The organism is Streptosporangium sp. NPDC051023, assembly GCF_040689595.1.
Classification (GTDB): Bacteria; Actinomycetota; Actinomycetes; order Streptosporangiales; family Streptosporangiaceae; genus Streptosporangium.
Genome location: NZ_JBFBCE010000003.1, coordinates 26,145 through 40,478, shown reverse-complemented (window position 1 = coordinate 40,478; position 14,334 = coordinate 26,145). Strand labels below are relative to the sequence as shown.

Sequence of the window (14,334 nt, the reverse complement as noted above, 5' to 3'; positions counted from 1 at the left end):
GTTCACACCATGGTCCACGGCTGTTCACGCGAACGCGAACTTTCCCAAACCTAGCTTTGTCGGTCAGGCCTCTTACCATTGACGGAATGAGCACGGAGTTCACCGAGTGGCTGCGCAACCGGAGCGATGACCAGTTACGGGCCCTGGTCACCGTGCGACCCGAGCTCATCACCCCGGTCCCGGCGCACGTGGAGGGGCTGGCGGGGCGGGCGAGCAGCCCGTCGGCGGTCGGACGTGTGCTCGACCGGCTCGACCGGTTCACACTCTCGGTCGTCGAGACGCTGGTGGTGCTGCCGTCCCCGGTCGACTACCGCTCGCTGCGCACCCAGATGGCCCGTGCCCTGCCCGAGAGGGTGCCCGCCTCGGTGCTGCGGAGCGCACTCAAGGAGACCGTCGAGCGGCTGCGGACCCTCGCCCTGGTCTACGGGCCGCAGAGCGCCCTTGCCCCCGCTCCGGGGGTGCGGGAGATCCTGGAGACGCCCGCGGGGCTCGGGCCGCCCGTGGTCGAGGTGTTCAGGCACCATCCCGCGGAGCGGCTGGCCGAGCTCATCCAGGACATCGGCGGCGAGACCGGTGACACCAAGGAGGTCCTCGCCGAGTTGCTCGGCGGCCAGGAGGTCGTCGAGCGCCTCATCCAGGGCGTCTCGCCGCAGGCCAGGTCCGCGCTCAACGAGCTGGCCTGGGGACCGGCCAGCGGCCGGGTGCCGAACGCCCGCAGGGAGGTGCGGACCGCGACCGCCCAGTCGCCGATCGAGCAGTTGCTCTCCCGCGCGCTGCTCGGCGCGACCGGCGAGGAGACTGTCGTGCTCCCCCGCGAGGTCGGCCTGTTCCTGCGTGACGGCCGGATCCACCAGGATCTCTCGCCCGTCCCGCCGCCGCTCGACGGCGCCAAGCGCGACCAGGCGATGGCCAACCGCACCGCGGCGGGGCAGGCGTTCGCCTTCGTCCGCGCGATCGAGGAACTGTGCGAGCGCTGGAGCGTCGACCCGCCCGGCGTGCTGCGCAGCGGCGGCCTGGCCGTACGCGACCTGAAGCGGACCGCGGGCCTGCTCGACCTGCCCGAATGGGTGACCGGGCTGATCATCGAGGTGGCCTACGCCGTCGGGCTCATCGCCGCGAGCGGCTCGGTCGACGGCGACTGGCTGCCGACCCCGGCCTACGACGGCTGGCGGGTGAAGAGCACCGAGGACCGCTGGGCCGTGCTGGCCGCGGGCTGGCTGTCCATGGACCGGGTCCCCGGGGTGATCGGCGAGCGTGACGAGCGCGACAGGCTGCTCAACGCCCTCCACCCCGACCTGCGGCGCTCGGCCGCCGCCGAGGTCCGCGCGACCACCCTGGGCATGCTCTCCGCCGCAGGGCCCGGCGTCGCCCCGTCCCTCGACTCGGTGCGCGAGCGCCTGGCCTGGGAGCAGCCGCGCCGCCGTGGCGGCCAGCGCGACCAACTCGTCGAGTTCACGCTGCGTGAGGCCGAGCAGATCGGGATGACCGGGTTCGGCGCGATCGCGGACCACGGCCGTGCCCTGCTGCCCTGCTGCGGCGGCCGTGCGAGCGCCGCGGCCCTGTCGCTGGCCCCGCTGCTGCCCGAGCCGCTCGACCACGTGCTCCTGCAGGCCGACCTGACCGCCGTCGCCCCCGGGCCCCTCACCGGCGACCTGAGGCGCTGGCTGGCCATGGCCGCCGACGTGGAGTCGACCGGCGGCGCGACGGTCTACCGGTTCTGTGAGCAGTCGATCCGGCGGGCGCTCGACGCGGGGCAGGGCGCGGACGAGATGCTGTCGATGCTGGAGCGGCACTCGACGACGCCCGTCCCGCAGCCGCTCAGCTACCTCGTCACGGACGTGGCCCGCCGCCACGGCCGCATGCGTGTCGGTACGGCCAGCGCCTACATCCGGTGCGACGACCCCTCCCTGCTCGACGAGGTGACGGCGGACAGGCGTGCCCTCCCGCTGCGGCTGCGCAGGCTCGCCCCCACCGTGATCGCCTCGAAGACCTCGAGGTCAACGCTGGTCGACTCGTTGCGCGCGATGGGCTACGCCCCCGCGGCCGAGTCCCTGGACGGTGACGTGATCATCACGCGGCTCGACGTCCGCAGGACTGACGGCCAGCCGTCGCCGCGCCCGTCCGTCGCGTTCAACGGCCCGGAGGCCGACGTGGTCGCGGCAGCCGTACGCGCGGTGCGGGCAGGCGACGCGGCCCATCTGGCGCGCAGGGCGCCCGTGGACGCCCCGGAGGGCCAGGTTCCCCGCTCCCCCGCGACCGCCACGATCAACGCGCTGCGCGAGGCCATCCGGCAGGGTTCCCAGGTCTGGATCGGCTACCTCGACTCCCAAGGCAACGCGACCAGCCGGATCCTTGAGCCCGCGCGGATGGAGGGCGGCTACCTCACCGCATACGACGAGACCCGCGCGGCGGTGCACCGCTTCGCCCTGCACCGCATCACCGGAATCGCCGACATCAACTGACCGCCCCGCGCGTGACCGCGCGCCACAGGACCGCCCGAAGGAGCGCTCGAACCCGGTTTAGCCTGGTTGAGCCACGACATCCGCCCTGATCCTCATATCGTGATATTTGTTGATGTTCGGCGTTCGACAGAAGCGAGACGATCCCCAGTGAGCAGCGGTCAGCCCGAAGGTCCCAGCACAAATCCGGATGACTGGAAGAGCCCGTACAGCACCGGCCCGGGCCAGACCCCCGCGTACGGGCAGAACCACGGCCGGCCGGATCACGGGCAGGGCTACGGTCAGCCCGGGTACTACCAGCCGGGCCACACCCTGCCCGGGTACGACCAGCCGGGCTACACCCAGCCCTCGTACGGCGATCCGGGGTACGGCCAGCTCGGCTACGGTGACCCGGGATACGGGCAGGGTCACGAGCAGGGATACGGTCAGCCCGGCCACGGCTCACAGGGGTACGGCGAGTCCCCGTACGGACAGTATCCGCCGCGCTACGACTACGGCCCCGGGCCCCAGCAGAACACCGACGGCGTCAGGACCCACGCGATCGTCGCGCTGGTCATCAGCATCTTCCTCGGCCTGACCTGCTATGTCAGCCTTGGCGGCATCACCGGGGCCGTCCTGTCCGGCATCGCGCTCGGCAAGGTCGACAGGGACCCCCAGGGGGCCAGGAACCTGCTCAAGTGGACCTGGATCAGCATCGGCATCAACATCGCCCTGGTCGTCCTGGGGGTCGGCGCCATCATCGTCGCGGGGGTGAACGGCGCCTTCGACTGAGCCCCGGGACCACACGGGCTCCCCGCGGCACAAGGATTTCCGCACCACATCGGGCATCTCCGGACCACACGAGCCTCTGAATCGCACCGGCGGCCCGGGACTGTCCGAGGGCTCCTCTCCGTTGGACATACGGAGCGGGGAGCCGATGGGCGAGTTCCCCCCGGGGATGCGACCATGGGCTCGCCAGCCGTACACGAGGGAGAAGTCTTTGACTGACGGACCGCTGATCGTCCAATCGGACAAGACCCTGCTGCTCGAGGTCGACCACGAGAAGGCCGACGAGTGCCGCAAGGCGATCGCGCCGTTCGCCGAGCTCGAGCGCGCTCCCGAGCACGTGCACACCTACCGGGTGACCCCGCTCGCCCTGTGGAACGCGCGGGCGGCCGGGCACGACGCCGAGCAGGTGGTCGACGCGCTGATCGGCTACAGCCGCTACCCGGTGCCGCACGCCCTGCTGGTCGACGTGGCCGAGACCATGGCGAGGTACGGCAGGCTCAAGCTGGACAAGCACCCCGTCCACGGGCTCGTCCTGACCAGCACCGACAGGGCGGTCCTGGAGGAGGTGCTGCGCTCGAAGAAGATCCAGCCGCTGCTCGGCGAGCGCCTTGAGACCGACGCCGTCGCGGTGCACCCGAGCGAGCGTGGCAACATCAAGCAGCACCTGCTCAAGCTGGGCTGGCCCGCGGAGGACCTCGCGGGATACGTCGACGGCGAGCACCACCCGATCACGCTGAACGAGGACGGCTGGCAGCTGCGCACCTACCAGCGGGAGGCCGCGGAGGCGTTCTGGCACGGCGGCTCCGGCGTCGTCGTGCTCCCCTGCGGCGCGGGCAAGACGATCGTGGGCGCGGCGGCGATGGCCCACGCGAAGGCGACGACGCTGATCCTGGTGACCAACACCGTCTCGGCGCACCAGTGGAAGCAGGAGCTGATCAAGCGGACCTCGCTGACCGAGGACGAGATCGGCGAGTACACCGGGACCAAGAAGGAGATCCGGCCCGTCACCATCGCCACCTACCAGGTGATGACGACCCGCAAGCAGGGGGTCTACCGGCACCTGGAGCTGTTCGACGCCCGCGACTGGGGCCTGGTCGTCTACGACGAGGTCCACCTGCTGCCCGCGCCGATCTTCCGGATGACCGCGGACCTGCAGGCCAGGCGGCGGGTCGGGCTGACCGCGACGCTCGTGCGCGAGGACGGCAGGGAGGGCGACGTGTTCTCCCTGATCGGGCCGAAGCGCTACGACGCGCCGTGGAAGGAGATGGAGAACCAGGGCTGGATCGCCCCGGCGGACTGTGTCGAGGTGCGGGTGACCCTGACCGACGAGGAACGGCTCGCGTACGCGATGGCCGAATCGGAGGAGCGCTACCGGTTCTGCGCGACCACTCCGTCGAAGACGCGGGTGACGGAGGCGCTCGTCAGGCGCCATCTGGACGAGCAGGTGCTGGTCATCGGGCAGTACATCGACCAGCTCGACGAGCTCGGCGAGCACCTGGACGCACCGGTGATCAAGGGGGAGACCAAGGTCAAGGAGCGGGAGCGGTTGTTCCAGGCGTTCCGTGACAAGGAGATCCAGGTGCTGGTCGTCTCCAAGGTGGCGAACTTCTCCATCGACCTGCCGGAGGCCGCGGTCGCCATCCAGGTCTCGGGCACCTTCGGGTCACGGCAGGAGGAGGCCCAGCGCCTCGGCCGTGTGCTTCGTCCCAAGTCGGACGGCGGCGGGGCGCGGTTCTACTCGGTGGTCAGCCGGGACACGGTCGACCAGGAGTTCGCCGCGCACCGGCAGCGCTTCCTGGCCGAGCAGGGGTACGCCTACCAGATCATCGACGCTGACGACGTGCTCGCCGACGATTAGTGTCACGCGGCGAACACGTCGTCGCGTGTGTCAGGTCCAGGAAATTCCACAGGCTTTCGTCAAAGCAACCACCCCCTCGCTAGGCCTCGATGGCCACTGGCGACATACCCCCATGATCTACGCGAGTCACCGGATTTGCCCGCCTTTTTAGGGATTTTGGCGCACAAACACGGACGGTGTTAGGGCACTCACTAAGAGGTCGGTTACCATCGGCCGGCGTTCTCCCACCCGTGAGAGGCAGGTCACCGAACGGCCTGTGCCACCGGCCCGGGCCTCGCCTCCAAAACCCGGCCTCGGGCCCGGCTCGGAGGCGCGGTTAATTCTTTTGAGCCACCCGAAGACCGCCGGTAAGCTGATCGATTCGCTGCCTGATGACCACCACCTCCGTTTATCGAATGGGAGGCGCTTCCGCGTGTCCGGATCCCGACTATCTCCTGACCGAATCAGCCATTCCTCCGACAATCCCCCCGAAGATCCCGCCGAAATCCTCGCCGCGGAGCGCGCGCATCTGGCCACCTCGAGAGCCGCGCTGCGCGCGATGCGCGAGCACGCCCAGTCCCTGTCCTCTGACGCCGCGGGAGACTGGGTCTCCCAGCAGATCCTGCAGGCGTTGCTGGACCAGCGGGTCGCGGCGCTGGCCGACCACTCGGGTACTCCCCTGTTCTTCGGCCGCCTTGACCGCGCGGTCGAGGACGATCTCCCGGGAACCGTCTACGTCGGGCGCAGGCACGTCCACGACGACCGCAGCCGCCCGCTGGTGATCGACTGGCGGGCGCCGGTCTCGCGGGCGTTCTACCAGGCGAGCCCGTCGGAACCGATGGACCTCGCCCGCCGCCGCAGGTTCGGCTATCACGGCGGCGACCTGACCGCCTACGAGGACGAGCCGCTCGATCAGGGCGGCGCCCTCGGGCAGAGCAGGATTCTCACCGAGGAGATCGAACGGCCCCGCTCCGGGCCGATGCGCGACATCGTCGCGACCATCCAGCCGGACCAGGACGAGATCGTCCGCTCCGAGCTGAGCAGGACCGTGTGCGTCCAGGGGGCGCCCGGCACCGGAAAGACCGCCGTCGGCCTGCACAGGGCCGCCTACCTGCTCTTCACCCACCGGGAGAGGCTCGCCAGGTCCGGCGTGATGATCGTCGGCCCCAACCGGGCCTTCCTGTCGTACATCTCCTCGGTGCTCCCCGCGCTCGGCGAGGTCAAGGTCGACCAGACCACCGTCGCGGGCATCCTGGGCGACCACTCGACGCCCGAGAACCCCGCGGTCAGCGCGATCAAGGGCGACGCGAGGATCGTGCCGGTGCTCAAGCGCGCGCTGTGGATGCACATCGTCAAGCCCGTCGAAGGCGTGCTGTTCACCAAGGGGATCAACCGGTACCGGGTGGCCGACCACGAGGTTCGCGAGATCGTCGCCTCGCTGCGCGGCACCACCCGCTACGGCCCGGGGCGCGCGGCCCTCGCCCAGCGGCTGGCCCACATGGTGCTCGTCCGGATGGAGCAACGCGGCGAGTCTCCCGACGACCGGGTGCAGGACGCCGTCGCCAGATCGAAGCCGGTCAAGCAGGTGGTGGACGCGGTGTGGCCCAAGCTGACCCCGCAGCAGGTGCTCCACAGGCTGCTCAGCGACCCCGCCTTCCTCGCCACCGCCGCCAAGGAGGACCTGACCGCCGAGGAGCAGGCTCTGCTGCTGTGGGTCAAACCCGCCAAGTCCTTCCGGTCCGCGAAGTGGTCGGCCGCCGACGGCGCGCTGATGGACGAGCTCGGCGACATGATCGAACGGACCGCCCCGCTCGGGCATCTGGTGGTCGACGAGGCCCAGGACCTGTCGGCCATGCAGCTGCGCGCTCTGGGGCGGCGCTGCCGTACGGGATCGGCCACCGTCCTCGGCGACCTCGCGCAGGGGACGACCCCCTGGTCCGCCCGCTCGTGGAAGGAGGTGCTCGCGCACCTGGGCTTCGAGGACGGGGCGGTCACCGAGCTCACCCTCGGCTTCCGCGTTCCCCGGGAGGTCCTCGACTACGCCGCCAGGCTGCTGCCCTCCGTCGCCCCCGACCTGGCTCCGCCCCGGTCGCTGCGGCCGGGCATCGGTTCCCTCTCCGTACGGCCCGCCCCCGACCCGGCCGCGTCCCTGACGGAGGCGGTGCGGGAGGCACTGGCCCGCGAGGGCTCGATCGGCGTGATCGTCCCCGACGCCTCGGTCACCGAGGTCTCCACTGCCCTGGCGTCCCTGGATCACCGGGTGCTGAGCCAGGACTCGGCCGAGGAGCACCGCCTTCTGGTCGTCCCCGCGACCCTGGCGAAGGGCCTGGAGTACGACCACGTCATCGTGGTCGAGCCCGCCGACATCGTGAACGCGGAGCCCCGCGGTCTGGCCCGCCTCTACGTGGTTCTGACGAGGGCGGTCACCTCCCTGACCGTCCTGCACACCGGCGACCTTCCCGCCCAGCTGCGTTAGGTTCCGCCCCTCTCGCCTGGAACGCCGCCGGTTATGCTCCACAGCCTGAATGGTCCAGATGGGTGAAGCCTCTGGCGTCTTCCCGGCAAAGGTGAGACTTCTCGGGAAAACGAGCCGCCCTGATCTCATCAGTGCTCGGAACCGCCGTGAAACGAACGACAATTGGCTCCGGAAGGTCAATCCCCTTTCGGAACATCAGGCTCTGGAGCATCGGCAGGAAAGAATCCGGTGCCCGAGAAAACCAAAGAGGCAGCCCCGGCACCTCGGGACCGCCTCTTTGGGAAAGCGCCTGGACTCAGAAGTCCATGTCGCCGCCGCCGGGAACGGCAGGAGCGGCTCCGGCCTTCTCGGGCTTCTCGGCGATAACAGCCTCGGTGGTGAGGAAGAGCGCCGCGATGGAGGCGGCGTTCTGCAGCGCGGAGCGCGTCACCTTGGCCGGGTCGATGATGCCCGACTCGAACAGGTTGACGTACTCGCCGGTGGCGGCGTTCAGGCCCTCACCCGGGGTGAGGTTGCGCACCTTCTCCACCACGACGCCACCCTCGAGACCGGCGTTGACCGCGATCTGCTTCAGCGGCTCCTCAAGGGCCTTCTTCACGATCGCGGCACCGGTGGCCTCGTCGCCCGCCAGCTCGAGCTTGTCGAAGGCCTTGGCGCCGGCCTGCAGCAGCGCGACACCACCGCCGGGGACGATGCCCTCCTCGACGGCCGCCTTGGCGTTGCGGACGGCGTCCTCGATGCGGTGCTTGCGCTCCTTGAGCTCGACCTCGGTGGCCGCGCCCGCCTTGATGACGGCCACGCCGCCGGCCAGCTTGGCGAGGCGCTCCTGGAGCTTCTCGCGGTCGTAGTCGGAGTCGGTGTTCTCGATCTCGGCGCGGATCTGGTTGACCCGTCCCGCGATCTGCTCGGCGTCACCGGCGCCGTCCACGATGGTGGTCTCGTCCTTGGTCACGATGACCTGACGAGCCCGGCCGAGCTGGTCCAGCGAGGTGGACTCCAGCTTCAGGCCAAGGTCCTCGCTGATGACCTGGGCACCGGTCAGGATGCCGATGTCGCCCAGCATGGCCTTGCGGCGGTCACCGAAGCCCGGCGCCTTGACCGCGACCGAGCGGAACAGGCCACGGATCTTGTTGACGACCAGGGTGGCCAGGGCCTCGCCCTCGATGTCCTCGGCGATGAGCAGCAGCGGCTTGCCGGCCTGCACGACCTTGTCGAGAACCGGGAGCAGGTCCTTGTTCGCGGAGATCTTGGAGTTGACGACGAGGATGTACGGGTCGTCGAGGACGGCCTCCATACGCTCCGGGTCGGTCACGAAGTAGGGCGAGATGTAACCCTTGTCGAAGCGCATGCCCTCGGTGAGCTCGAGCTCGAGGCCGAAGGTGTTGCTCTCCTCGACGGTGATGACGCCTTCCTTGCCGACCTTGTCCATCGCCTCGGCGATCATCTCGCCGATCTGCGGGTCGCCCGCGGAGATGGAGGCGGTGGAGGCGATCTGCGCCTTCGTCTCCACGTCCTTGGCCAGCTTGGACAGCTCCTCGGAGACGCGCTCGACGGCGGCCTCGATGCCCTTCTTCAGGGACATCGGGTTGGCGCCCGCGGCGACGTTGCGCAGGCCCTCGCGGACCAGCGCCTGGGCCAGCACGGTGGCCGTGGTGGTGCCGTCACCCGCGACGTCGTCGGTCTTCTTGGCGACTTCCTTGACGAGCTCGGCCCCGATCTTCTCCCACGGGTCCTCGAGCTCGATCTCCTTGGCGATGGAGACACCGTCGTTGGTGATCGTGGGGGCGCCCCACTTCTTCTCCAGAACGACGTTACGGCCCTTCGGGCCGAGGGTCACCTTGACGGCGTCCGCGAGCTGGTTCATACCACGCTCGAGACCGCGCCGGGCGTCCTCGTCAAACGCGATCATCTTGGCTGCCATACGGCTAGACCTCCCAAACACAGGGTGGCTTGCACCAGATCGAGCCGACGCCCGCGACGGCATACGGGCCCGCGACTCCGTTCGGCGGGCCCCATCGTCTCGATCCAGGGTTGGCACTCACCAATGAGGAGTGCTAACCAACTGTTTAGCACTCTCCCCTGGCGAGTGCAAGCCAAGGTCCGGTTGACCTGGTCTCAGCTTAGGCGAAGGCCCGGCCCGCCGATGGAAACGACGAGCCGGGCCAACGTTCCGGAGGCGATCCGCACGAACTGCGCTGTCGCGGGATCCGCCGACGGTTCCCGGCGAGCTCTGACGGAGGCGAGTCAGACTGTCCGGACGGATTCCGCCTGAGGTCCCTTCTGTCCCTGCGTGATCTCGAACTCGACCCGCTGGCCCTGTTCGAGCGCACGATACCCATCCATCATGATCGCGGAGTAATGGACGAAAACATCCTTACCACCGTCTACCGCGATGAAGCCGTAGCCCTTGTCCGCGTTGAACCATTTGACGGTGCCTTGCGCCACTTCCGACTCCTCTTACTGGGCTTGAGGGACACCGCCCATTCCTTCGCGATGTCCTCAATCTCCGAGGCGGAGACATCGCCTACGTCGATCGCCCTCGACCATACCTGTGGGAGCCCGTAGGGCAACAGAGTCAACCAGCAAACTACCGCTTTACGGACGCATTCAGCGCCCTGACATAGTTTTGCTATCACGATTAGTTAGTTAAATATTACATTATGTCTTGACCTCAAAAATATGAGCTTGCATCACAAAACACGACACCCGCACGCGGCCAGGCCGGTGCGGGTGTCGTGAACACGGTCGAAGGGCGCCGTTTCATGACAACGGGCGCCCGGGCCCACCTGGGGCCCTCTCAGGGTCTTCGCCGAGGCTCAGCCTCCGGCGACCGCCGGGATGATGGAGATCTGAACTCCGGGCGGAGTCGCCGTGTCCAGGTTGTCAGCGAAACGGACGTCCTCATCACCCACGTACACGTTCACAAAACGACGAATCTTGCCCGTTTCATCGAGAATACGGGCGCCGATGCCCGGGAAGTCAGCGTCGAGCTTCTGGAGCACGTCCCGAAGAGTCTCGCCCTCTCCGTTCACCTCGGCCGCGCCGTCGGTGTACGTACGGAGAATCGTCGGAATCCGTACAGAAACACTCATAATTCAGTACCTTTCACGAGTTCTAGGCGACAACCGCACGAAATGCGTCAAGAGAGGGCCTGATGACGGCGGTGGGGCGTGCCTGGTCGGCCACCGCGTCGAGGGTCTTCAGGCCGTCGCCCGTGTTGAGAACCACCGTCTCCGCGTCGGGGTCGATCTTCCCCGACTCGACCAGCTTGCGCAGCACACCGACCGTGACACCGCCCGCGGTCTCGGCGAAGATGCCCTCCGTCCTGGCCAGCAGGCGGATCGCGTCGACGATCTGGGCGTCCGTGACGTCCTCGACCGCACCGCCGGTGCGCCTGGCGATGTCGAGCACGTAGGGACCGTCCGCGGGGTTGCCGATGGCCAGCGACTTGGCGATCGTGTCCGGCTTGACGGGGCGGATCACGTCGTGGCCCGCCTTGTAGGCGGCGGAGACCGGGGAGCAGCCCTCAGCCTGGGCCGCGAAGATCTTGTAGGGCCTGTCCTCGACGAGACCGAGCGCGATCAGCTCCTTGAACGCCTTGTCGATCTTCGTGAGCTGGGAGCCGGACGCGACCGGGATGACGATCTGGTCGGGGATGCGCCAGCCGAGCTGCTCGGCGATCTCGTAGGCCAGGGTCTTGGAGCCCTCGGCGTAGTACGGCCTCAGGTTGACGTTGACGAAGCCCCACTTGTCGCCCAGCTCGTCACCGATGAGCTCGGAGCAGAAGCGGTTGACGTCGTCGTAGGTGCCGTCGATGCCGACGAGCCTGCCACCGTAGACGGAGGCCATGACGATCTTGGCCTGCTCCAGGTCCGCGGGGATGAACACGCAGGCGTCGAGCCCGGCCCGCGCTGCGGCCGCGGTCACGGCACCGGCCAGGTTGCCGGTCGAGGAGCAGGAGAGGGTGTGGAAGCCGAAGTTCCTCGCCGCCTCGACGGCGATGGCGACCACGCGGTCCTTGAAGGAGTGCGTGGGGTTGCCCGAGTCGTCCTTCACGTGCAGCGAGCGGAGGCCGAGCTCACGCGCGAGGTTGTCGGCCTTGACGAGCTTGGTCCAGCCCGGCGCCATGTTGGGCTTGGTGGCGACGTCCTCGGGAACCGGCAGCAGGGAACGGTAGCGCCAGATGTTGGTCGGCCCCTGTGCGATCTGCTCTCGGGTCACACGCCCGAAGTCATAGGCGATCTCAAGGGGCCCGAAACACTCGATACAGGCGAAGCTCGGGCCGAGCTCGTAGCGGGCACCGCACTCACGACAGGACAGCGCGGCGGCGGGGCCGAAACGCCGATCGCGCACGTCGTCGACGCGGCCGAGCGAGGAGGTGGTTTCAGTGTTTGCGAGCGCCATGAAGCGAGGCCTTTCCCTCATCTTCGTCTGCGACCACCCTGGTCACAGACCGGAATTGGCACCTGTCCCGGCCGACCTCGCCAGATCGCGAGTCTTGAACCGGGAGGGTTGCCGGGGCTTCGCAGGGCCGGTCCCTCCACCCCTCTGGATGAGCAATATGCAGTTGTGGACCTGACACGCAGGTCTCATGCACTCTACCTCGCCCCGCCGCGATCCTGGCCAGCCGTCTCGCCAAATGAGACAAAGCATGTCAAAGATCGGACAGGGCGTCGGGAGACGGGTGCCGGAGGTCAGAAGCCGTAGGCGTCGCCGAGCGCTCCCTGGACGTACTTGCGGGCCTGGTGGATGCGCGACTTCGCGGTGCCGAGCGGGATGCCGAGCTGGTCGGCGACCTCGTTGTAGTCGAGCTGGCAGATGTCGCGCAGCACCAGCGCCTGGGCCAGGTCGGGCTTCTCCGCCTCGAGCGCCTCCATCGCGTCGAGCAGGTCAAGCCGGGAGCCGGCGATCACGCTCACCCGGGCGACGTCGGGTTTGTTGTGCAGCGGCAGCTCGTCCGAGCTCTGCTCGGCGGAACGCCGCTTCAGCGAGCGGTAGGTGGTACGCGCGCAGTTGGCGGTCACGATGTGCAGCCACGTGCTGAACCGTGCCCGCCCCTCGAAGCGACCGATGTTGCGGGCCACGGCCAGCAGGGTGTCCTGGGAGGCCTCCTCCGCGTCCTGCCGGTAGGGAAGGATCCGCCCGCAGTGCCGCAGCACCTCGGGCTCGATCCGCTTCAGCAGCTCGCCCAGCGCCCGGTGGTCGCCTCCGGCAGCTGCGCGGGCCAGTTCCTCGGTCGTCTCGTCCAGCGCCATCACGAGCCCCCATCAGCGGTCATAGTCGCTCGACATCCTACGGTCGCCGGTTATGTTTGGTTAACCTTCGGGACAAGCACGTCCCTAGGCGAGGGGATCAAAATGAGTGCGATTTTGGTGGCCTCGAACCGCGGCCCCGTCTCCTTCACCCTGTCGGAGGACGGCGCACTGACCATGCGCAGGGGTGGCGGCGGCCTGGTCTCCGGCCTGTCGGAGGTGGCCAAGGACCTCGACGTCCTGTGGGTCTGCGCGGCCCTCTCCGACGGCGACCGCAGCGCCGTACGACTGGCGCCGGGCGGCCGTCTCGACCAGGCGGGCTACGAAACCGGGGCGCTGCGGATGCTCGACATCCCCGCCGCGACCTTCCACCGCGCCTACAACGCGGTCGCCAACTCCACCCTGTGGTTCGTCCACCACCTCCTCTACGACACCCCGAACAGGCCGCAGTTCGACGCCAGGTTCGGCAGGGAGTGGGAGTCCTACCAGGCATACAACGAGGCGTTCGCGACGGCGATCGCCGAAGAGGCCTCGCACGGGGCGAAGGCGATGGTGCAGGACTACCACCTGGGCCTGGTCCCGGCCATGCTCAGGGTCGAGCGACCCGACCTGCGGATCGCCCATTTCTCCCACACCCCGTGGGCCCCGCCCGAATACTTCAGCCTGCTGCCCGACGAGGTCGCGGCCGAGCTGCTCGAAGGCATCCTGGGCGCCGACCGCGCGGGCTTCCTGACCGCCCGCTGGGCCGGCGCCTTCATGGACTGCTGCGAGAGCGTGCTCGGCGCCGAGGTCGACCGTGCCGGCCGTACGGTGACTCACGAGGGCAGGACCACCAGGATCGGCGTGCACGGCCTCGGCGTCGACGGGGAGGCGCTCTGGGCGCGCGCGTCGGAACCGGACGTCGAGTCCCACATGTCCGCCCTGCGGGAGCTGGTCGGCGACCGCAAGCTGATCGTGCGGATCGACAGGACCGAGCTGTCGAAGAACATCGTCAGGGGCCTGACCGCCTACCGGGAGTTCCTGGCGACGCACCCCGAGTGGCACGGCAGGGTCGTGCACCTCGCCTTCGCCTACCCCTCACGCCACGACCTGCCTGAGTACCGGGAGTACACCGCGGCGGTGCAGCGCTGCGCCCTGGAGATCGAGGACGAGTACGCCACCGAGGACTGGGACCCGCTGATCCTCAACGTCCAGGACAACTATCCCCGGTCGCTGGCCGCCTACCGACTCGCCGACGTGATGCTGGTCAACCCGATCCGCGACGGGATGAACCTGGTGGCGAAGGAGGGGCCCGTCCTGTCGCCGCGCAGCGCGCTGATCCTGTCCCGCGAGGCGGGGGCCGCGGCCGAGCTGGGCGATGACGCGCTGCTGGTGAACCCGTACGACGTCTCGGCGACGGCGCAGGCCATCCACGAGGGCCTCGTCATGCCGGAGGACGAGCGCGTCAGCAGAGGAGGCAGGCTGGCCTGCGCGGCGACCGCGCTCCCCCCGCATCGCTGGTTCTCCGAACAGCTCGCCGCTCTCCCGTAGCTCGCCGCTCTC

Annotated in this window: 10 protein-coding genes and 1 riboswitch; of the genes, 5 read left to right on the top strand and 5 right to left on the bottom strand. The window is 68.8% G+C overall.

Going from position 1 to position 14,334, the window contains the following annotated elements; all coding sequences use genetic code 11:
- Positions 1 to 86 precede the first annotated feature (86 nt).
- From AB0395_RS02745 to AB0395_RS02730, 4 genes are all read left to right on the top strand, one after another.
- Entirely contained in the window at positions 87 to 2,462 is a 2,376-nt protein-coding gene (locus AB0395_RS02745; RefSeq protein ID WP_366276266.1) for a helicase-associated domain-containing protein, read from the top strand.
- 147 nt (positions 2,463 to 2,609) lie between these two features.
- Positions 2,610 to 3,230 (top strand): hypothetical protein, encoded by a 621-nt coding sequence (locus AB0395_RS02740; protein WP_366276264.1) that lies wholly within the window; start codon positions 2,610 to 2,612, stop codon positions 3,228 to 3,230.
- Positions 3,231 to 3,396: 166 nt separating this feature from the next.
- Positions 3,397 to 5,085, top strand: coding sequence for a DNA repair helicase XPB (locus tag AB0395_RS02735; RefSeq protein ID WP_366276582.1), 1,689 nt, complete (start codon positions 3,397 to 3,399; stop codon positions 5,083 to 5,085).
- Between the two features lie 412 nt (positions 5,086 to 5,497).
- Positions 5,498 to 7,540 carry an AAA family ATPase gene (locus AB0395_RS02730; RefSeq protein WP_366276262.1) on the top strand — a complete coding sequence of 681 codons (2,043 nt, stop codon included), beginning with the start codon at positions 5,498 to 5,500 and terminating at the stop codon, positions 7,538 to 7,540.
- Between the two features lie 295 nt (positions 7,541 to 7,835).
- On the opposite strand, the gene groL is transcribed toward AB0395_RS02730, so the two are convergent.
- From groL to AB0395_RS02705, 5 genes are all read right to left on the bottom strand, one after another.
- Positions 7,836 to 9,461 (bottom strand): chaperonin GroEL, encoded by a 1,626-nt coding sequence (groL, locus tag AB0395_RS02725; protein ID WP_366276261.1) that lies wholly within the window; start codon positions 9,459 to 9,461, stop codon positions 7,836 to 7,838.
- 323 nt (positions 9,462 to 9,784) lie between these two features.
- Entirely contained in the window at positions 9,785 to 9,985 is a 201-nt protein-coding gene (locus AB0395_RS02720) for a cold-shock protein (RefSeq protein ID WP_113704857.1), read from the bottom strand.
- A 371-nt stretch (positions 9,986 to 10,356) separates the two neighbouring features.
- Positions 10,357 to 10,632 carry a MoaD/ThiS family protein gene (locus AB0395_RS02715; protein WP_366276260.1) on the bottom strand — a complete coding sequence of 92 codons (276 nt, stop codon included), beginning with the start codon at positions 10,630 to 10,632 and terminating at the stop codon, positions 10,357 to 10,359.
- A gap of 22 nt (positions 10,633 to 10,654) precedes the next feature.
- The gene (gene thrC / locus AB0395_RS02710; protein ID WP_366276259.1) at positions 10,655 to 11,944 is read right to left on the bottom strand and encodes a threonine synthase; all 1,290 of its coding nucleotides are present in this window, start codon (positions 11,942 to 11,944) and stop codon (positions 10,655 to 10,657) included.
- Positions 11,945 to 11,958: 14 nt separating this feature from the next.
- A riboswitch (SAM riboswitch) is annotated at positions 11,959 to 12,099 on the bottom strand.
- 135 nt (positions 12,100 to 12,234) lie between these two features.
- A complete protein-coding gene (locus AB0395_RS02705; protein WP_366276257.1) occupies positions 12,235 to 12,795 on the bottom strand; it encodes an RNA polymerase sigma factor in 561 nt (186 codons plus the stop codon).
- 96 nt (positions 12,796 to 12,891) lie between these two features.
- Between AB0395_RS02705 and AB0395_RS02700 the strand changes: the two genes are divergently transcribed.
- Entirely contained in the window at positions 12,892 to 14,322 is a 1,431-nt protein-coding gene (locus AB0395_RS02700) for a trehalose-6-phosphate synthase (RefSeq protein WP_366276580.1), read from the top strand.
- Positions 14,323 to 14,334 lie beyond the last annotated feature (12 nt).